Source organism: Cytobacillus sp. FSL W8-0315 (assembly GCF_038002905.1).
In the GTDB taxonomy this organism is placed as follows: Bacteria; Bacillota; Bacilli; order Bacillales; family Cytobacillaceae; genus Cytobacillus; species Cytobacillus pseudoceanisediminis.
Genome location: NZ_JBBOOC010000001.1, coordinates 942,186 through 962,455 on the forward strand (window position 1 = coordinate 942,186; position 20,270 = coordinate 962,455).

22 protein-coding genes are annotated in these 20,270 nt (G+C 43.8%); all 22 read left to right on the forward strand.

Going from position 1 to position 20,270, the window contains the following annotated elements:
• Positions 1-3: 3 nt before the first annotated feature.
• The 22 genes from MKY20_RS05040 (at position 4) to atpD (ending at position 20,267) form a co-directional block, all read left to right on the forward strand.
• Entirely contained in the window at positions 4-1,299 is a 1,296-nt protein-coding gene (locus tag MKY20_RS05040; RefSeq protein ID WP_251266801.1) for a methyl-accepting chemotaxis protein, read from the forward strand.
• 104 nt (positions 1,300-1,403) lie between these two features.
• Positions 1,404-1,844, forward strand: a complete 441-nt coding sequence (gene rpiB, locus MKY20_RS05045; protein WP_009332252.1) for a ribose 5-phosphate isomerase B — start codon at positions 1,404-1,406, stop codon at positions 1,842-1,844.
• Positions 1,845-1,866: 22 nt separating this feature from the next.
• A complete protein-coding gene (locus MKY20_RS05050) occupies positions 1,867-2,433 on the forward strand; it encodes a TIGR01440 family protein (RefSeq protein ID WP_251174310.1) in 567 nt (188 codons plus the stop codon).
• A gap of 138 nt (positions 2,434-2,571) precedes the next feature.
• Positions 2,572-3,105, forward strand: coding sequence for a sigma-70 family RNA polymerase sigma factor (locus tag MKY20_RS05055; RefSeq protein ID WP_009332248.1), 534 nt, complete (start codon positions 2,572-2,574; stop codon positions 3,103-3,105).
• Entirely contained in the window at positions 3,098-4,093 is a 996-nt protein-coding gene (locus tag MKY20_RS05060; RefSeq protein ID WP_251174309.1) for an anti-sigma factor, read from the forward strand. Before MKY20_RS05055 ends, MKY20_RS05060 begins: the two co-directional genes overlap by 8 nt.
• 177 nt (positions 4,094-4,270) lie before the next feature.
• On the forward strand, positions 4,271-5,512 hold the full coding sequence (gene glyA, locus MKY20_RS05065; RefSeq protein ID WP_341000579.1) for a serine hydroxymethyltransferase: 1,242 nt from the start codon (positions 4,271-4,273) through the stop codon (positions 5,510-5,512).
• A gap of 468 nt (positions 5,513-5,980) precedes the next feature.
• On the forward strand, positions 5,981-6,610 hold the full coding sequence (upp, locus tag MKY20_RS05070; RefSeq protein WP_217025985.1) for a uracil phosphoribosyltransferase: 630 nt from the start codon (positions 5,981-5,983) through the stop codon (positions 6,608-6,610).
• A 60-nt stretch (positions 6,611-6,670) separates the two neighbouring features.
• Positions 6,671-7,816 carry a non-hydrolyzing UDP-N-acetylglucosamine 2-epimerase gene (gene wecB / locus MKY20_RS05075; protein ID WP_251174307.1) on the forward strand — a complete coding sequence of 382 codons (1,146 nt, stop codon included), beginning with the start codon at positions 6,671-6,673 and terminating at the stop codon, positions 7,814-7,816.
• Between the two features lie 69 nt (positions 7,817-7,885).
• Positions 7,886-8,077 carry a hypothetical protein gene (locus MKY20_RS05080; RefSeq protein WP_251174306.1) on the forward strand — a complete coding sequence of 64 codons (192 nt, stop codon included), beginning with the start codon at positions 7,886-7,888 and terminating at the stop codon, positions 8,075-8,077.
• Between the two features lie 240 nt (positions 8,078-8,317).
• Positions 8,318-8,914 carry a hypothetical protein gene (locus MKY20_RS05085; protein ID WP_192907957.1) on the forward strand — a complete coding sequence of 199 codons (597 nt, stop codon included), beginning with the start codon at positions 8,318-8,320 and terminating at the stop codon, positions 8,912-8,914.
• A gap of 88 nt (positions 8,915-9,002) precedes the next feature.
• On the forward strand, positions 9,003-9,242 hold the full coding sequence (locus MKY20_RS05090) for a hypothetical protein (RefSeq protein WP_009332231.1): 240 nt from the start codon (positions 9,003-9,005) through the stop codon (positions 9,240-9,242).
• A gap of 166 nt (positions 9,243-9,408) precedes the next feature.
• Entirely contained in the window at positions 9,409-10,698 is a 1,290-nt protein-coding gene (locus MKY20_RS05095) for a serine hydrolase (protein WP_251266802.1), read from the forward strand.
• Positions 10,699-10,776: 78 nt separating this feature from the next.
• Complete coding sequence (locus MKY20_RS05100; protein ID WP_284521524.1) at positions 10,777-13,044, forward strand: S8 family serine peptidase; 2,268 nt, start codon at positions 10,777-10,779, stop codon at positions 13,042-13,044.
• A 302-nt stretch (positions 13,045-13,346) separates the two neighbouring features.
• Positions 13,347-13,568: an AtpZ/AtpI family protein gene (locus tag MKY20_RS05105; RefSeq protein ID WP_009332225.1), complete on the forward strand. Its 222-nt coding sequence runs from the start codon at positions 13,347-13,349 to the stop codon at positions 13,566-13,568.
• Positions 13,569-13,573: 5 nt separating this feature from the next.
• On the forward strand, positions 13,574-13,948 hold the full coding sequence (locus tag MKY20_RS05110; RefSeq protein WP_009332224.1) for an ATP synthase subunit I: 375 nt from the start codon (positions 13,574-13,576) through the stop codon (positions 13,946-13,948).
• Between the two features lie 21 nt (positions 13,949-13,969).
• Positions 13,970-14,683, forward strand: coding sequence for a F0F1 ATP synthase subunit A (atpB, locus tag MKY20_RS05115; RefSeq protein ID WP_009332222.1), 714 nt, complete (start codon positions 13,970-13,972; stop codon positions 14,681-14,683).
• 75 nt (positions 14,684-14,758) lie between these two features.
• Complete coding sequence (atpE, locus tag MKY20_RS05120) at positions 14,759-14,971, forward strand: F0F1 ATP synthase subunit C (protein ID WP_009332220.1); 213 nt, start codon at positions 14,759-14,761, stop codon at positions 14,969-14,971.
• Between the two features lie 149 nt (positions 14,972-15,120).
• Positions 15,121-15,642, forward strand: coding sequence for a F0F1 ATP synthase subunit B (locus tag MKY20_RS05125; protein WP_009332218.1), 522 nt, complete (start codon positions 15,121-15,123; stop codon positions 15,640-15,642).
• Entirely contained in the window at positions 15,639-16,175 is a 537-nt protein-coding gene (locus MKY20_RS05130; RefSeq protein ID WP_019380612.1) for a F0F1 ATP synthase subunit delta, read from the forward strand. Before MKY20_RS05125 ends, MKY20_RS05130 begins: the two co-directional genes overlap by 4 nt.
• A 24-nt stretch (positions 16,176-16,199) precedes the next feature.
• Complete coding sequence (gene atpA, locus MKY20_RS05135) at positions 16,200-17,708, forward strand: F0F1 ATP synthase subunit alpha (protein ID WP_009332214.1); 1,509 nt, start codon at positions 16,200-16,202, stop codon at positions 17,706-17,708.
• An 86-nt stretch (positions 17,709-17,794) separates the two neighbouring features.
• Positions 17,795-18,652, forward strand: coding sequence for a F0F1 ATP synthase subunit gamma (locus tag MKY20_RS05140; RefSeq protein WP_009332212.1), 858 nt, complete (start codon positions 17,795-17,797; stop codon positions 18,650-18,652).
• A gap of 193 nt (positions 18,653-18,845) precedes the next feature.
• Positions 18,846-20,267, forward strand: a complete 1,422-nt coding sequence (gene atpD / locus MKY20_RS05145) for a F0F1 ATP synthase subunit beta (protein ID WP_009332211.1) — start codon at positions 18,846-18,848, stop codon at positions 20,265-20,267.
• Positions 20,268-20,270 lie beyond the last annotated feature (3 nt).

The following is a 20,270-nucleotide window of genomic DNA, read 5'->3' on the forward strand; positions in this document are numbered from 1 at the left end:
ATAATGGGGGAGAAAAAGGGCTATAAGTTTGGCCTTAGGAAAAAGCTCGTATTCTTTATCACATCGCTGGCCATCATTACATACACCACAAGTGCCATATTTCTTTACTTTCTATTTCCTGGTATTGAAGAAATGCTTCCATTTGGAGAGGCTGTTTTTACTATTATAACTTTAGGAATGGGTATTTTTTGGTCAGGTGTTCTTGCTTTTTTTGCTGCAGGTTTCATTATCAAACCTTTACAGAAACTTGAAAAAACGGCACTCATGGCTGCCAATGGCGATATCGGCCAGGACGCAGAGCTTTCCAAGTCAGATGATGAAATCCGTTCATTGGGCATTGCATTCAATCATATGCTTTTCAATTTAAGGGATATGGTCCATAAAATTGACGAGAATTTTAGAGAAACGAATGAAAAGGTCATTGCGATGTCTTCCGAGTCTTCAGCAGCTGCAGAGCAGGCAGATTCGATTGCTAGAACCATTAGCGAAATTTCCCAGGGAGCAGATAGTTCTGCGGTTTCCATTCAATCAACAGCTGAATCAATGGAAGATGTCCTGAGAATTGCTCAGGAGGTCCAGGATACAGCAAAAGCATCACAAAATGTTTCCGGCGAAATGGTTCAGGACTTGATGGAATCAAAGAAAGTGATCCATTCACTTATTTCAGGTATAGAAAAATTGGCCCGCGATAATGAGGAATCATTGCAGACAGTGAAGCGCCTTGAACAAAATGCCGTGAAAGTGGAGCAGATTATTCAGCTTGTCGGTGATATTGCAGCGCAGACTAACCTTCTTGCTTTAAATGCTTCCATTGAAGCAGCCCGTGAGGGGGACCATGGCAAAGGGTTCGCCGTAGTCGCTGAGGAAGTGCGTAAACTTGCAGATGAAAGTGCACAGGCAGTGCAGGGCATCTCAGAATTGATAAAAAACATTCAGGAAGAGGTCCGCAATGTTGTTACGCAAATCTCTTATCAAGTGGAGACTGCTAATAATGAAGTGAAAAAGGGGACGAAAACAAACGAAGTGATTGAAGAAATGGCGAAAGTGGTCAATGAAATGGCTGCATCTGTGTCTGCTATTTCAGGCTTGGTTGATAACCAGATGGAGGGAATACAGCTTACATCCACACAATCCCAGGAAGTTGCGGCGATTGCTGAAGAAACATCAGCAGGCGCACAGGAGGTTTCAGCAGCCACTCAGCATCAGACTGCTGTGATTGGAAATGTAGAAAGACTGGCCATCGAGCTTAAAGAACAAGCGGAAAAATTAAATAGCACAATTACTAAGTTTAAACTTTAAGGGAGCCCAAAATGCAGCTCCCTTTCTTTATATTTTCAATGTTTTGTGTCAAAATAAAAGCATAATGTCAAAATTAAGCGGGCTTCAAACAGGAGGGTTTCATAATGAAAATTGCAATTGCATCAGACCATGGCGGACTTAATCTCCGCGAGGAAATCAAAAGCCTAATGGATGAAATGAACATTGAGTATGAGGATTTCGGCTGTGAATGCGAAACTTCAGTAGATTATCCGGATTATGCATTGCCTGTTGCTGAAAAGGTAGCAGGAGGGGAATTCGATAAAGGCATTCTGATCTGCGGGACGGGGATTGGCATGAGCATCTCCGCTAACAAAGTGAAGGGAATTCGCTGTGCGCTTGTGCATGATGTATTCAGTGCCAAAGCAACCCGTGAACATAATGACAGCAACATCCTCGCTATGGGTGAACGAGTGATTGGCCCAGGCCTGGCTCGTGAAATTGCAAAAGTGTGGCTTTCAACGGAATTTGAAGGCGGCCGCCATGAAAACCGTGTAGGAAAGATTACAGCTTACGAAACGAAGTGAATCTTCCGAAAGGGTGAGCATTTTGATTGAACAATGGAAAAAAGAACTGGATATAATCATTCGTGAATTTAGCGAACAAGTACTTCTAAGAGAAAAGCATATTATAGTAGTTGGCTGCAGCACAAGTGAAGTGGCCGGGAAAAGTATCGGCACAGCCGGAACGGAACAAGTGGCTGAAATGATTTTTGAACGTCTGGACAAGCTCCACAAGGATACGGGGGCAGCTCTCGCCTTTCAATGCTGTGAACATTTGAACAGGGCACTCGTAGTTGAGAGGGCTGTTGCTGAAGCAAAAAGCCTGGATGAAGTAACCGTCATCCCTCACCGCACGGCCGGCGGCGCGATGGCAGCATATGCCTATGAACACTTCAAAGATCCCGTCATGGTAGAGTTTGTCAAGGCAGATGCGGGAATTGATATCGGCGACACCCTGATCGGCATGCATCTGAAGCATGTAGCCGTTCCGATCAGGACCTCACAAAAATCAGTGGGCGAGGCCCACGTCACCATGGCCAAAACCAGGCCGAAACTGATCGGCGGGGCACGGGCGATCTATGAACGTAAACCAGAAAATGAATCATGCAGTTAAACTCTATGGGTGACAGGCACCTATACCACTTCATCAAACTGGTATAGGTGCCTGTCACTTTTTTTATGGAACGTGTAACATTCAGGAAGGAAGAACGTGTATAAAGTGCAGCTTTTCTTGAGAAAGGGGGAGAAACCGTTGAAAGAAAACAGGCGGGATAGGCTGGATGATTTATATCGGCATTATGCCAGACCGCTTTATTACTATTTATATAAAATGTCAGGCTCCAAGGAAACAGCGGAGGATTTAACTCAGGAAACATTCATTAAGGCAACGATTTCTCTCTCTTTCTATAAACAGGAAGATGTAAGGGCATGGCTATTCAAAGTAGCAAGGAACGCCTATTTGGATGAATGGAGGAAACGGCAGAGGAGAAAGAAGGTTCCTTTTGCCGGCTATTTATTTTCCAGAGATGAAATGACAAGTCCCTATGGGCTGCCGGAGGATGAAGCATTAAATAAAGAATCGAAGAAAAAAGTAGCAGACCTTATGAGCTGCCTGCCGGAACAGTATCGGTCCATTTTATATTTAAGAGAATTTGAGTCTTTTAGCTATAGTGAAATCCAGGAGGCGCTGGATCTATCGGAAAATCAAGTAAAGGTGACACTGCATCGGGCCCGGAAAAAGCTGACACAGCTCGCCGATGAACATTGGAGGGAAAAACATGACTGACTGGAACAAAGACCGCGAAAAGAAAATCATGGCCAAATACCGTTTTACCTTAACATTCAGAGTAATGAGGGTCATCGCTGCCTGTCTGCTTTTGTTCTGGGTTTATATGATGGCCGTGAATATATTATCCGATGCCGCCAATAGTGAAAAGAAGCATGTATTTTACAGCAAGGTAGCTCTTGATTGGAAGCATCCGAATCTATATGAGGATTTTGGTGGTTTTGTTAATAAAGAACTAACACCCTTTCTGACACAGAAAATATCTTATCCGATTTCCAGCCAGATTGGCCGCGAATCTCAAACAATCGGGGAGGTTCACATTGAGAAAAGGCTGCTAAATTCGTATTCAACCTTAAAAATCCAGAAATATAAGCCGCAAAACGAAAACATTTACCGTTTCTCTCTGCCTGAAAATCCGAAAAGCGGAAAAAGGCTATCAGCTGAAGGGAAACCAGGTGTTTGGGCATCTCTTGACAAAATACACGACGGGACTGTGGCGGAAATGGCATTTTCCACACAGTCATTCATGGAACCTGAAGATCTTCTGACCTTGTTAGAGCCCTATGACCTGGAAGTCCTTTGGATGCCGCTCTATACAGGGGAACTGAAGGAATTTCAGACGGGGTATGGAAGCGGAGGCAACTCAATCGAATTAACATCCATTTATGGTCTGACTGGAGGAAGGGAAGCAGGAGAAGATTATATGTCAGAGTCGAAATTGGCTCTTAATGAGGAATTTATGGAAGAAAATAAAAAGTTGATGCTGAAACAGATGGAAAACCTGTTAAAAAATGAATCTCAAAGCTATTATGAAAACTTTTTAGGACTGGATCATCTGAAAGAACGTCATCAATATCTGCAAAAAAACGGCTTCACTGTCTATGGAGCAGTCGTTACCGGCCCGGTAAAAGAGCTATTAAAGCTAAAAGAAGAAAAGCAAATCCGTGCGCCATACCTTGGCGAAGTGGATTATTGGAACTGGGAATAAAAGGATGGTGACAGGCACCTATACCACTTCATCAAACTGGTATAGGTGCCTGTCACTTTTTCGGAAAACATGCTAAAATGAAAAAGAATTTTCACAAAAAGATCGATACATAAAAATGGAGAGCCTTAACAAAGCTTTCCTTTATTAAAAGTGTGTTGGAGAAAAGGGAGGATTCTTATGAAGCATTTAGCACAGCAGGATGAGCAGGTTTTCAAGTCGATTCAGGAAGAATTGGGACGCCAGAGATCAAAGATTGAATTAATCGCTTCTGAAAACTTTGTCAGTGAAGCGGTAATGGAAGCACAGGGTTCTGTTTTAACAAACAAGTATGCTGAAGGCTACCCAGGCCGACGCTATTATGGCGGTTGTGAACATGTGGATGTAGTCGAAGATTTAGCACGTGACCGTGCGAAGGAAATTTTCGGAGCAGAGCATGTGAACGTGCAGCCGCACTCAGGTGCACAGGCAAATATGGCTGTATACTTCACTGTCCTTGAACAGGGAGACAATGTTCTTGGCATGAATCTATCCCATGGTGGTCATTTAACTCATGGCAGCCCTGTTAACTTCAGCGGCGTGCAGTACAATTTCGTCGAATATGGGGTGGATAAAGAAACACATCGCATCAATTATGATGATGTGCTTGAAAAGGCCCGTCAGCATAAACCGAAACTAATTGTAGCGGGTGCAAGTGCCTATCCGCGTGAAATTGACTTCAAGCGTTTCCGTGAAATTGCCGATGAAGTCGGTGCCATGCTGATGGTTGATATGGCTCATATTGCAGGTCTTGTAGCTGCTGGGCTTCATCAGAATCCGGTTCCGTTCGCGGACTTTGTTACAACTACCACGCACAAGACATTACGTGGACCGCGCGGCGGCATGATTCTCTGCAAAGAAGAATATGCGAAGAAAATTGATAAATCCATTTTCCCTGGAATCCAGGGCGGTCCTTTAATGCATGTTATTGCGGCAAAAGCGGTTGCCTTCGGCGAAGCGCTTCAGGAAGACTTCAAAACATATGCAGGCAATATTATTTCTAATGCCAAAAAGCTGGCGGAAGCATTGCAGGCTGAAGGAATTGACCTTGTATCACAGGGTACAGACAACCATCTGCTCTTAGTTGATCTCCGCTCCCTTGGTTTAACAGGGAAAGTTGCTGAGAAAGTACTTGATGAGGTCGGCATTACAGTCAACAAAAACACGATTCCTTTCGATCCGGAAAGCCCATTCGTGACAAGCGGCTTCCGCATCGGAACAGCGGCTGTTACGTCCCGCGGATTTGGCGAAAAAGAAATGCAAGAAATTGCATCCATTATTGCCTTCACACTAAAGAATCATGAAGATGAAGGGAAGCTTCAAGAAGCGGCTCAGCGCGTCGAAGCCTTAACAGGCAGCTTCACTTTATACCCTGAATATTAATCAATCAGCCGGCCACAGCAAGAGGCCGGCTTTTGTATGGTTATATAAGGAAATTTCGAACTTCGAGAACTGTCTGGCGCAAGCAGCCTGCCCCCTCGAGGTTACAAGCTTGTCTAGCTGGGGCTCCAGGGACTCTAGGTCTAAGCCCGTTTCCTTTCAAAGGGAAAAATGGCTTCTTACAGGAACCGTCTTATGCTTGAGGCCCGCAGGTCAAGGAAGGCTTCGTCAGCATAATCCTCGCACGAACAAAAGCGGCAGCTTTTGGGAGGATGCGGGTCATGCAGACTCTGCCACAGGACGTGACGCTCTTAGCCTGCGTTCCTTAGGTGAACGAGGCGCTTACGCTTTTCTTTTAAAAATGACTTTTCTTTAACAAAAGCGAATCATAGTTGCCGATGGAACTGTTTTTCTGTAAAATTAGACGAAGTGTGGTTCGACTAATCTGCATATTGAAAAGGAGAGATAATCATGGCAAAGGTTTACGTTTTTGACCATCCATTAATTCAGCATAAGCTTACATACATTCGTGAAAAAAGTACGGGAACAAAGGAATTTCGTGAGCTTGTCGATGAAGTGGCAACACTTATGGCATTCGAAATCACCCGTGATATGCCTTTAGAAGAAATTACAATAGAAACTCCAGTAAGCACGATGAAGTCCAGCGTACTAGCAGGTAAGAAGATAGGAATTATCCCTATTCTGCGTGCAGGAATTGGAATGGTTGACGGCATCTTGAAGCTAATTCCAGCTGCAAAAGTGGGTCATATCGGTTTATACCGCGACCCGGAAACACTGCAGCCGGTTGAATACTATGCAAAGCTTCCAAGTGATGTGGAAGAAAGAGATTTCATCGTGGTTGACCCAATGCTTGCAACTGGAGGTTCCGCAATTGAAGCCATCCACTCTCTTAAAAAGCGCGGAGGCAAAAACATTAAATTCATGTGCCTGATTGCTGCTCCTGAAGGGGTAGAGGCTGTACAGGAAGCTCACCCTGACGTTGACATCTATATCGCAGCATTAGACGAAAAATTGAACGAAAAAGGCTATATTGTTCCTGGTCTCGGTGATGCAGGCGACCGTTTATTCGGAACGAAATAATCTCAGCTCATTGATGGACAAAAAGATTGAAAATATCTTTTAAAAAAGAAGGTGCTCCGAATGATTCGTCCAATTAAAGTGATGACGATTTTCGGGACAAGGCCGGAAGCCATTAAAATGGCACCCCTTGTTCTTGAATTGGAAAAACGCCCTGATCAGTTTGAATCGATTGTCACCGTTACGGCACAGCATCGTGAAATGCTGGATCAAGTATTAAATATTTTTAAGGTCACACCAGATTATGATCTGAATATCATGAAAGATCGCCAGACACTGGTGGATGTGACAACACGCGGACTTGAGGGTCTTGATAAGATCATGAAGGAAGTAAAGCCGGATATCGTGCTTGTACATGGAGATACCACTACAACGTTTATTGCAAGCCTTGCCGCTTTCTATAATCAGATCGTAGTCGGCCATGTGGAAGCGGGACTGCGCACATGGAATAAATACTCCCCGTTCCCTGAGGAAATGAACCGCCAGCTTACAGGTGTCATGGCTGATCTGCATTTCTCGCCAACATCGAAGTCAGCGGAAAACCTTTTAAATGAAAATAAAAAGAAGGATAGTATTTATATCACTGGAAACACGGCAATCGATGCACTTAAAACGACTGTTAAGGACGCGTATCATCATGAAGTCCTTGAGAAAATTGGCGATGACCGCCTTGTGCTTCTGACTGCACACCGCCGTGAAAACCTGGGCGAGCCAATGCGGAACATGTTCAAGGCTATTAAAAGGCTGGTGGAAGAACAGAAAGATATACAAGTCGTATATCCAGTTCACTTGAACCCGGCTGTACGGGAAATCGCATCAGAAATCCTCGGCAGCGATAGCCGCATTCATCTTATTGAACCTCTTGACGTCATTGATTTCCATAACTTTGCATCAAGAGCTCATCTGATTTTGACAGATTCGGGCGGAGTCCAGGAAGAAGCGCCTTCCCTTGGTGTGCCTGTACTTGTCCTCCGTGATACAACGGAAAGGCCAGAAGGAATTGAAGCCGGCACCCTTAAGCTTGCCGGCATTGAGGAACAGCCTATTTACGAACTGGCAACTGAACTTCTGACTGACCGGGCAGCTTATGAAAAAATGGCAAAGGCCGTAAATCCATATGGTGACGGAAATGCCTCCAGTAGAATTTGCGAAGCAATCCGCTACCATTTTCAACAGACTAATGATCGTCCGGAAGAATATAAACCGTAAAACTAAAAAAATGCACCTCTCTTAAAAGGAGGTGCATTTTTCTGTTCTTTTCTATAAAGGGGAGGGGAGATGAGTGTCAAACTACTGCAAAATTACATGGTTGATATGTTGGTGGTTGGGTGGGTGATCATGAGTAGATGGATTTTTATAGTATTAATCAATAATTATGTTAAAAGTCTCTTTCCCCGCAAAGCTGGAAAAGTTATGATAGAGTATAGGAGAAATGGAAGTAAAATTCATGTTGAAATAGTAAGCGGTTAACATGTTGATGGTTGGATGGATATTTGCAAAATGTTGATATATAAGTGTTTATAAGTTTTTTGGAGTGATTAATTGGCCTGGTCATGGTTGAAGAAATGGCGGCTGAAATGGCTTCGTTGATGGGGAATTCACCGCAAAAATATTGATGGTGGTTTTGTTGGCGGTTAGGTGGTTAGTCATAGGTAATGCCCAGAGGCGGCTGGGTGAATCGGTAAGATACCAAGAAAGGTGCTGAGGACGTTGGCAAATCAGTATTTGACAATGAAGGAGCTCAAAGAAGCACTTCCGGACATACCTGAGAATAGCTTAAAGCGTTATTTGCAGGAGCATGCAGAATACATAAATTATCGGAAAGAACACAATCGCTATAAAATCCAGGCTTCCGAAATCGAAAAGCTTAAATTCATCCGGAAATTGTATTCAGATGGGTTAAAGAAAGAGGAAGTCACAGCAAAGCTTGAGGATGCAGGCATCCCAGTGATTATTACAGTGGAAGATGACGAAGAAAGCAGCACCACTTCACTGGTGAATGTGAATTCAGAACTGACAGATATGAAAAAGCTGGTCAGCTTTCTCGTTCAGCAAAATGAACAATCCCGTCTAACCCAAAATAAAATCAGAGAACAAAACAAACAGCTGATACATGAGGTGCATGAGCTCAAACTCACAATTGAAGATTTAAGAAATGCCCATGCACAAGGCTATGAAAAAGAGAGCGAAAAAGTCACTTCCCTCTATGAAAAACTGATGGCGACACAAAAGTCTGTAGAAGAAGTAGCCGGTGCATTGGAAGCTGAAAAAAGCAAAAGCATCTGGCAGAAGATTTTTGGAAAGTAAAGGCAATCCCAAATTGCAAGATGTACGTTTAGACTCCTGTCTTCAGGGTATTGGCATAATGATTTTAAATACTCGGGAGGTCGAATAAATGAGAGCATTAGCCGTAGTAGAAGGAGCATTAATTGTCTGGATCATCATGCTGCTGGGTTCATTAATGAATACCTTCATGTCCGAAGGTTTTATCGCCCTGGTATTTAAACTGGCAGAAGGAAAAGGAATTCTGCTTACATTATTATTAATAGCCGCGACGCTAACGGATATGTGGAGAGATAAGAAGCGTGACCGGTTAATTCAAAAGGGGAAACTTGAACCGAATCAGCTGTTTTAATACATAAAGGGAGTAAGCCATCATTTATTTGATGGCTTATTTTTTTCGTGATAATCTAAAAGTACTATTTTCTGAAAATACTAAAAACTATATTGATAATCGATTGAAAGATAGATAATATTAATTATACAAAATATTGTATATTGGTTATAAAGGAGATGAAAATTTGAAAAGGTTAAAGACATTGTTAATAGTATTGGCATTAGCCTTAAGTTCTGCAGTATTTTCTGGAAATATGGTGAATGCCACAGAACGGTCCGGGCAAAAATTAAGTCATGCTGATCCGAAAAAGGCTGGCTTTGATCCTGTCAAATTAAAGGGTATTGATAGAGCAATTACGGAGGCTATTGAGGATGGTATTACACCCGGTGCAGTAGTTCTTGTGGCAAAGGATGGAAAAATCGTCAAAGAGGAAGCATATGGATATGCACAAAAATACGATATGGGGGAATTACTCAGTAATCCCCGAAAAATGAAAAAGAGAACAATCTTCGATCTTGCTTCAGTTACGAAGGTGATGGGAACAACTCAGGGCATTATGAAACTGGTAAGTGACGGTGAACTTTCAGTCAATGACAAGGTATCTGAATATATACCTGAGTTTGCTCAGCGTGGAAAAGAAGATATTACAATAGCCGACTTGCTGACACACACCTCAGGATTGACTCCTTGGAAACCGACATACCTATATGCTGACAATTCGGAAGAGGTTCTGAGTTATATAAACCAGCTGCCCCTTGAATACCCGACTGGAACGGACAGAAGATATAGCGATTTTAGCTTTATGATGCTGGGTTTTTTAATTGAAGAGATAAGTGGACAAAAATTGGATAAATACTTAGAGGAAAATATATATAATCCCTTAAAAATGCATGATACGATGTTTACTCCTCCTGAACATTTCAAACATAAAATTGCAGCTACTTCCTGGGGGAATCCTTATGAATATAAAATGATTGATGACCCTAATTTTGGGTACTATGTTGAAGAAAGTCCGGATATGTTTAAATACTGGAGAAATTACACACTAATTGGAGAAGTTAATGATGGGAATAGCTTCTATGGCAATAAAGGTATTGCTGGCCATGCTGGTTTATTTTCGACAGCAAGGGACCTTGCCGTATTGGGCCAGACCATGTTAAATGGCGGAACATATGGAAAAACCAAAATGTATGATAAAGAAGTGATTGATATCTTTACCTCTCCTCAGCGCTTTGGCCAGGGATATGGCTGGGAGCTGGATAAAAGCTGGTATATGGGAGATCACTATTCTGACATAGCCTTTGGCCATACTGGTTTTACTGGAACCCAGGTTATTGTAGATCCAAAGGAAAACCTCCAGATTATCCTGCTGACGAACAAACAAAACAATGATCCTTTACCAAGCGGATCATACCGCAGCACAGGAGCACTTTCAAAAGAAGTAGCTAATATTGTTTATGAATCCTTGAACTAGCCGTTTATTTTATATCAATTTACGCATACATGGCACCTATTCAGCCCACCCTAAAACAAAAAGAGGGTGGGTTATCTTATGAAAAAATTCTTGCTGATCTTAACATTCATATCCTTCTTTTGGAGTCAAAGTACTGTTTTGGCCCGGACATTTTCACACCCTCCTATTCCGGAGGAGCCACCTGATATAGAAAAAGTGGCTATCGTCGTTCTGAAAGATGCGAAGAACGAACAGGGGATTAAGAAAATGATAGATCAAAATCCTGATCTGCAAATTAGGCATACATTCAATCAGGCGTTGAACGGCTTTTCAGTTATAGGAAAGCAATCTGCATTGCAAAGCCTGCAAAAGATAGAGTCAGTATCTTCTGTTTCACCGGTTAATACCTATCATGTACATTCCGATGACAATATCAAGCTGATTGGCGGCATTAATGCCAGAGGCTATTATGACAGAGATAATCAGCGCCTCACAGGCAAGGGTGTGAAAGTAGGCGTAATCGACACCGGCATCGATTATAATCATCCAGACTTGCGAAGGAGCTATGGCGGTGGACATGATCTGGTGGATAATGATAAGGATCCGATGGAAACAAAAGCTGCAGGGGGACAAGGCACACTGCACGGCACTCACGTCGCGGGAATCATTGCGGCAAATGGCAGAATTCAAGGGGTTGCACCAGAAGCAACCATTATCGCCTACCGGGCTCTCGGACCAGGCGGCAGCGGAACAACAGAACAAGTGATAGCGGCCATCGAACAGGCAATAAAGGATAAAGTTGATGTGTTAAACCTTTCCTTGGGAAATAACGTGAACGGACCTGACCTTCCGATAAGCATGGCCCTTAATAAAGCAGTTGAAAAGGGAATAACGGCTGTCACTTCATCGGGCAATTCGGGTCCGAATATTTGGACGGTCGGATCACCGGGAACAGCCTCGAAGGCCATTTCTGTAGGAGCCTCAACACCAACAATGAAGGTGCCATTTTTGAGCATAGGCGGGCGGGAAATTCGTCTTGATTTGCTGCAGGGTTCAAAGGATTGGGAATTTGACCGATCCTTTGAATTGGTCGATGGAGGACTCGGTCATCCTGAAGAATTGAAGAATGCCAAAGGGAAAATGGTATTAGTGGAACGAGGGGAACTAACGTTTACTGATAAGGCAGTCCATGCAATGGAAGCAGGAGCAGAGGGAATCATTATTTTTAATAATACAAAAGGCAGGTTCTTTGGCAATCTGGACAGTGGTGTTCCAATTCCAGTAGCGGCGTTATCAAAGGAAGAAGGAGAGGAGCTCAAGAAGAACATTAATGAAGGAAGACTCCTTGCCCGGACTAATATAATAGAAGAAAGGGATATCCTGGCTGACTTCAGTTCCCGCGGACCCGTTACATCAACATGGGAAATCAAGCCGGATGTTGTGGCACCTGGAGTCGCCATAAATAGCACCATTCCTGGCGGTTACCTGCCGCTGCAGGGGACTAGCATGGCCGCTCCGCACGTCGCAGGGGCCTGTGCCATCCTGAAACAGTCTCATCCCGAATGGGGGCCGGAACGGATTAAGGCAGTACTTATGAATACGGCTAAGCTTCTTATGAATACAGAAGGAAAAACATATAGAACTTATGAGCAGGGAGCAGGCAGAATCCAGCTTGATCAAGCGCTGAGAGCAGAAACGCTTGTCCTCCCGGCCTCTCTGCAGTTTGGGAAATTTCAGATCGCGGACAGGCTGCATGAACACAGCAGTTTTATAGCGGTTGAAAATATTAGTGAGAAAACGCAGACCTACTCCTTTTCTGTACCTTATAAGGCACAGGGCATCAATTGGGAAATGCCTATGACATTTCAATTAAACCCAGGTGATAAGAAAAAGGTGGAAATCAAAATGTCGGCAGACCCGACTCTTTTAAAGAAAAAGATCTATGATGGGTACCTGCTTATGAAGGCAGGTGCCGAAAGCATCAGAATTCCCTATCTTTATGTGCTTGAAGAGCCGGATTATCCAAGGGTGATGGGATTCGGACTGGGCAAAGGAGATAAGCCGGGCACGTATCGCTATGAAGTGTATCTTCCTGGCGGGGCAGAAGAGTTCGGAATTGCCATGTTTGATTCGGAAAGCCTCCGCTTCATGGGATATCTTGACTGGAAAAGAAATGCAGGCAAAGGACAGCTGCTGCAGGAAATTCCGGCAGATAAGCTTCCCGGGCCTGGGCTGTACCTTGCAAAGGTGTTTGCCAAAAAAGCCGGCAAGGAAGATTGGATTGAAACCTACCTATTTGTGAGGCCGGATGGGCAGCTCGGGGACCCGGAACCTTCGGTAAACAAGCGGACCACTCAAAGTAAGTGATAATGTTAATTTAAAGCGTTTTCAGGAGCGATGCAGAAACTCGCTCCTTTTTCAATAGATATCCAAAAATTAAATGTGATAAATATGTGAACATACCATATTTTTACCTTTTTGTTTGTGAACTTTTTCACTCCAAACGCATTGACATTGACAAAGCCCTATTGTATGCTTACAAAGGGTAAAAGATGATAGGGTTTTCAAAATATTTGTGCAGACATATTTCCCACTTCTGCATGATGTTAATATGATTAATTATGGCCTCAAAACCCACTTACCATTCTCTTAAGGGAGGATGCGTTTTTATGCGTCAAAAAGACCGCAACCCATTTAAGGCGATGGCCTTAATGTCCGCCATTCTTTCTCAGTTAGTAGGTTCCACGCTCATTGGCATTTTCGCCGGAAGGTGGCTTGACAGCAAGGCAGGAACAGAGCCGTTATTCCTATTGGTCGGTTTGTTCATTGGACTGGGCGCCGGGATTTACGCCATGCTTCGCTTAATCCAACATTTCTTCACAGGAGAATGAACATCATGCCGGAAATCAAAGTAACTTTTCAAAGACAGCGAAAATACATATTCCTTTTGTTGTCTGTATACGTTCTCGGCTGGGGGTTTACACCTTATCAATCTATTTTTCTGGGCTTGATATTTGGTACAAGCTTAAGCCTGTTCAATTTGTGGCTGATTTCACGAAAGGCGCTGCAGTTTGGAGAGGCAGTCGAGAGAGGCGAGAAGGTGCGTTCACTTGGAACGGTATCCAGAATGGCTACAGCAGTATTTGCTGTGATGATCGCTCTGGAATATCCGGATAAGCTGCATCTGATCAGTGTGGTATTTGGATTAATGACATCCTATATTGTCATTATGATAGATTATTTTCTTCAATCTTTTCAATTACGTAAATAGCGGGAAGAGAGGTGAACACTATTGCATCATGAAGCTCCTATAGTGGACTTTTTAGGATTGAATTTTAACTTATCAAACGTACTGATGATTACAGTGGCAAGTGCTATTGTTTTCATTATTGCTTTGCTTTCAACCCGTCGATTGGCCATGAAACCAACGGGGATGCAAAATTTCTTCGAATGGATTATGGATTTTGTTAAGAATATCATTAACAGCACGATGGACTGGAAGACAGGCGGAAGATTCCACATCCTTGGATTAACCCTGATCATGTATATCTTTGTTTCAAACATGCTCGGACTTCCGTTCGCAATCACTTATGATCACACTTTATGGTGGAAATCGCCGACAGCCGATCCTGTTATCACATTAACATTAGCGGCAATGGTTGTTGGGCTTTCGCATTACTATGGCGTAAAGCTTAAAGGAGTAGGAGAATACGGCCGGGATTTTATCAGGCCAATGCCTTTCTTGTTCCCATTGAAAATCATTGAAGAGTTTGCAAACACTCTGACGTTGGGACTTCGTCTTTACGGTAATATCTATGCAGGTGAAATCCTGCTGACATTGCTTGTCGGAGGACTGGCTCACGCCGGTGTAGGCGGAATGCTTGCAGCAATCCTGCCGACACTTGTATGGCAAGGATTCTCAATCTTTGTCGGATCTATCCAGGCATTCATTTTCTGTATGTTAACAATGGTTTATATGGCACACAAAGTGAGCCATGACCATTAATATATACCTGTTCATTTCATGGACAAAACATTTTAAACAAATAAATTTTCATACAATTTAAGGAGGAACTCAATAATGGGTCTTTTAGCAGCAGCAATTGCAATCGGTTTAGCAGCACTAGGTGCCGGTATCGGTAACGGTCTTATCGTATCAAAAACAGTTGAAGGTATGGCTCGCCAGCCAGAAGCTCGCGGTATGCTTCAAACTACAATGTTCATCGGGGTTGCGTTAGTAGAGGCTGTTCCGATCATCGGCGTAGTTATCGCGTTCATGGTTATCGGCGGTTAATTAATACTGTACCAATCGTTCTAAATGGCGAAGATCATTCTATGAACCTTCGCCATTCCTTTATGTTTTTTTACCTTAAAACTAATTCGGAATCATGCATATGACTCCGTTTCATAAGTGGAACAACTCTTGAAGGGAGTGAATCGAGGGTGTTAACAAACAGTCTAGTATTAGGCGCTGCAGGCGGCGGTTTTAACGGCGGGGACATTTTGTACCAGCTGATCATGTTCATCATCTTGTTGGCATTGCTGAAAAAATTCGCGTGGGGTCCTTTAATGGGCATTATGCAGCAGCGTGAAGAGCACATTGCCAGTGAAATCCAAGCGGCAGAAGAAAGCCGTACAGAAGCAAAAAAACTTTTAGAAGAGCAAAGAAATCTTTTAAAAGAAGCACGTACAGAAGCACAGGGCCTTATCGAAAATGCGAAGAAACAAGGCGACGTGCAGCGTGAGGAAATCATTGCGGCTGCCCGCACTGAGTCTGAACGCATTAAGGAATCTGCTAAGCTTGAAATCGAGCAGCAGAAAGAACAGGCGGTTGCCGCTATCCGCGAGCAGGTCGCTTCATTGTCTGTCCTAATTGCTTCCAAGGTTATTGAGAAGGAATTAAGCGCAGCTGATCAAGAAAAGCTGATCAATGAATACATTCAAGAGGCAGGAGAAAAGCGATGACGGGCTCCACAGTAGCAAAGCGCTACGCGTTGGCTCTTTTCCAGCTTGCGAATGAACACCAGCTTCTTGACCAAATGGAAGAAGAGCTTCGTGCAGTGAAAGAAGTAGTAACTAATAACTCAGATTTAAAGTCTGTATTGAAATCTCCAAAGCTTTCAATTGAGAAGAAAAAAGAGATTTTAAAAGACGCATTTGCATCTGTGAACACGTTTGTATTAAATACGTTAATGATACTAATTGAACGCCACCGAGAAGATCATATCTCTGATGTGGCAGATCATTTTATAAGCCTTGCGAATGACAAAAAAGGGATTGCGGATGCGAAAGTTTACACTGTTCGTCCGCTGACTGAAGCAGAGAAGGAAGCATTATCTGTGTCATTTGCAGCTAAGGTTGGAAAAAAATCACTTCGTATTGACAATATAGTTGATACTAACTTGCTCGGCGGCATCAAGCTTCGAATCGGAAACCGGATTTTCGACGGCAGCTTGCGCGGGAAGCTTGAGCGTCTTGAACGTCAATTATTAGGCTAAGATTCGTAGATAGGGGTGAAACTCATGAGCATCAATGCTGAAGAAATCAGTGCGCTGATAAAAAAGCAAATCGAAAACTATCAGTCGGAAATTCAAGTGAGTGATGTAGGTACGGTTATCTCTGTTGGTGACGGTATCGCTCGTGCTCATGGCCTCGACAATGTCATGGCTGGAGAACTTGTTGAATTTTCAAACGGCGTTATGGGTATGGCACAAAACCTTGAAGAAAATAACGTCGGTATTATCATTTTAGGACCATTTACAGAAATCCGTGAAGGCGATGAAGTACGCCGTACGGGCCGCATCATGGAGGTACCGGTTGGTGAAGAACTAATCGGCCGCGTAGTAAACCCTCTTGGACAGCCAGTAGATGGCATGGGACCAATCAACACAACAAAATCACGTCCAATTGAAAGCCCGGCACCAGGTGTTATGGATCGTAAATCTGTACACGAGCCGCTTCAGACAGGCATCAAGGCGATTGACGCTCTTGTGCCAATCGGCCGCGGACAGCGTGAGTTAATCATCGGTGACCGTCAAACAGGTAAAACATCCGTTGCAATTGATACAATCCTGAACCAAAAAGATCAGGATATGGTATGTATCTATGTAGCAATCGGACAAAAAGAATCTACTGTTCGTAATGCAGTAGAAACACTTCGTAAGCAGGGTGCCTTAGATTACACAATTGTTGTAACAGCATCTGCATCACAGCCTGCTCCATTGCTATACTTAGCTCCTTACGCTGGTGTAACAATGGGTGAAGAGTTCATGTACAACGGGAAGCACGTTCTTGTTGTGTATGATGACTTAACAAAGCAAGCTTCTGCTTACCGTGAGCTTTCATTGCTATTGCGCCGTCCTCCAGGCCGTGAAGCATATCCAGGGGACGTATTCTACTTGCACAGCCGCTTGCTTGAGCGCGCTGCGAAGCTAAGCGATGCGAAAGGTGCAGGTTCAATCACTGCGCTTCCATTTATCGAAACACAAGCAGGGGACGTATCTGCTTATATTCCAACAAACGTTATCTCAATCACTGACGGACAAATTTTCCTTCAGTCAGACCTATTCTTCTCCGGTGTACGTCCGGCGATCAACGCAGGTCTTTCTGTATCACGGGTAGGTGGATCTGCACAGATCAAAGCAATGAAAAAGGTTGCAGGTACACTGCGTCTTGACCTTGCTTCATACCGTGAACTTGAATCTTTTGCCCAGTTCGGTTCTGACCTTGATAAAGCAACACAGGCTAAACTTAACCGTGGTGCCCGTACAGTAGAGGTTCTAAAGCAGGATCTTAACAAGCCGTTAAAAGTTGAGAAGCAGGTTGCAATCCTTTACGCTCTAACTCGCGGCTTCTTAGATGACATTCCTGTACAGGATATTCGTCGTTTCGAATCTGAATTCCTTTCATGGTTAGACCATAACCGCAAAGATTTGTTAGACCATATCGTGGCTACTAAAGAACTTCCTTCTGATGACGATATGGCATCTGCGATTAACGACTTTAAGAAAACTTTCGCAGTATCCGAATAATCGAGATTGCCCGGATGGGGAAGTGCTCCCCATCTAAGGCACCTCAATTCGGTTCTGACAAACTTGTATAAGGGTGGTGAGAACCTGTGGCATCATTACGCGATATAAAAAATCGTATTACTTCTACGAAGAAAACGAGTCAAATTACAAAAGCAATGCAGATGGTATCAGCTGCGAAAATGAATAAGGCAGAAATGAATGCAAAGTCATTCGTGCCTTACATGGAGAAAATCCAGGAAGTTACGGCATCCATCGCTTTGGGAAGCAAAGATGTATCACATCCAATGCTGACCAGCCGCCCTGTCAAGAAAACTGGTTACCTGGTAATCACGTCTGACCGCGGACTTGCGGGAGCTTATAACAGTAACGTATTGCGAAATGTCTACCAGACGATTCAAAAGCGCCATAAATCACCTGATGAGTATGCAATCATTGCGATCGGACGTGTTGGCCGCGACTTTTTCAAAAAGCGCAATATGAACGTCATTCTGGATATCGTTGCCGTTGCAGACCAGCCAGCATTTGCTGAAATCAAAGATATTGCCAGCAAAACAGTTGGCATGTTTGCTGATGAGACATTTGATGAATTATATATGTACTACAGCCATTATGTCAGCGCGATTCAACAGGATGTAACAGAGAAGAAGCTTCTTCCGCTTACGGATATCTCCAGCTCGAAAAAGCTTACATCATATGAGTTTGAACCTTCCGCTGAAGAAATTTTAAAAGTATTGCTGCCTCAATACGCTGAAAGCTTAATCTACGGTGCGCTATTAGACAGTAAGGCAAGTGAGCATGCTGCAAGGATGACAGCGATGCAGAATGCAACGGATAATGCTAAAGATCTTATTAACTCATTAAGCTTAAGCTACAACCGTGCACGTCAGGCAGCCATCACGCAGGAAATTACCGAAATCGTCGGCGGAGCAGCCGCGTTAGAATAATAAAGAAAAGCAGAAGCGCCTCGATCAGCCCCTAAAAGCATAAGACGAGCCCTGCAGGAAGGTGTTCTATCCTTCCGGAAGGAAATGGCTTATGACTCGAGGGGCTAGGCGCCGGAGCTAGACAAACGAAAAGCGGAGTTAGCAGGTGAGTGTTGCCTGCTCTCCATTATGTAAAACGAACGGAGGGAAAAAGATGAACAAAGGACGCGTTCTTCAAGTTATGGGTCCGGTTGTTGACGTAAAGTTCGAAAGCGGCCAGCTTCCTGAGATCTATAATGCATTGACTGTTACAAATCCTGCGCGTAACGAATCTGAAGTTGACATCAACTTAACCCTTGAAGTTGCCCTTCATTTAGGTGATGATACAGTCCGTACCATTGCAATGTCTTCTACTGACGGCTTACAGCGCGGAAGTGAAGTTGTTGACACGGGTGCTTCAATCTCTGTACCAGTAGGTGATGTAACACTTGGACGTGTATTCAACGTACTTGGTGAATCAATCGACTTAGATCCTGCAATCCCTGCAGATGCCCGTCGTGATTCTATCCACAGAGAGGCTCCTAAGTTTGAGCAGCTTTCTACTGAAGTAGAAATTCTTGAAACTGGAATTAAGGTAGTAGACCTTCTTGCTCCATACATTAAAGGTGGTAAGATCGGTCTGTTCGGTGGTGCCGGTGTAGGTAAAACCGTATTAATCCAGGAATTGATCAATAACATCGCTCAGGAGCACGGCGGTATTTCCGTATTTGCCGGTGTAGGTGAGCGTACTCGTGAAGGTAATGACCTTTATCATGAAATGACAGATTCAGGCGTTATCAAGAAAACAGCGATGGTATTCGGTCAGATGAACGAGCCGCCAGGAGCGCGTATGCGTGTTGCCCTGACAGGTTTGACAATGGCAGAATTCTTCCGTGATGACCAGGGACAGGACGTTCTTTTCTTCATGGATAACATCTTCCGTTTCACACAGGCAGGTTCAGAGGTATCAGCCCTATTAGGCCGTATGCCATCTGCCGTTGGTTACCAGCCGACACTTGCAACTGAAATGGGTAAATTACAGGAACGTATCACATCTACTAACGTAGGTTCTGTTACTTCCATCCAGGCGATTTACGTACCAGCCGATGACTATACGGATCCGGCTCCGGCTACAACTTTCGCCCACTTAGATGCAACAACTAACCTTGAGCGTAAGCTTTCTGAGATGGGTATCTACCCAGCGGTGGATCCGCTCGCTTCCACTTCCCGTGCATTGTCACCGGAAATCGTTGGCGAAGAGCACTACTCAGTTGCACGCCAGGTGCAGCAGACATTACAGCGTTACAGAGAACTTCAGGATATCATCGCGATTCTTGGTATGGACGAGCTTTCTGATGAAGATAAGCTAGTCGTAGCACGTGCACGCCGTATCCAGTTCTTCTTATCACAAAACTTCCACGTTGCTGAGCAGTTTACTGGCCAGCCAGGTTCATACGTACCGGTTAAAGAAACTGTTAAAGGTTTCAAAGATATTCTTGAAGGAAAGTATGACCACCTGCCAGAAGATGCATTCCGACTTGTCGGCCGAATCGAAGAAGTTATCGAGAGTGCTAAGAAAATGGGCGTAGAGGTCTAATTC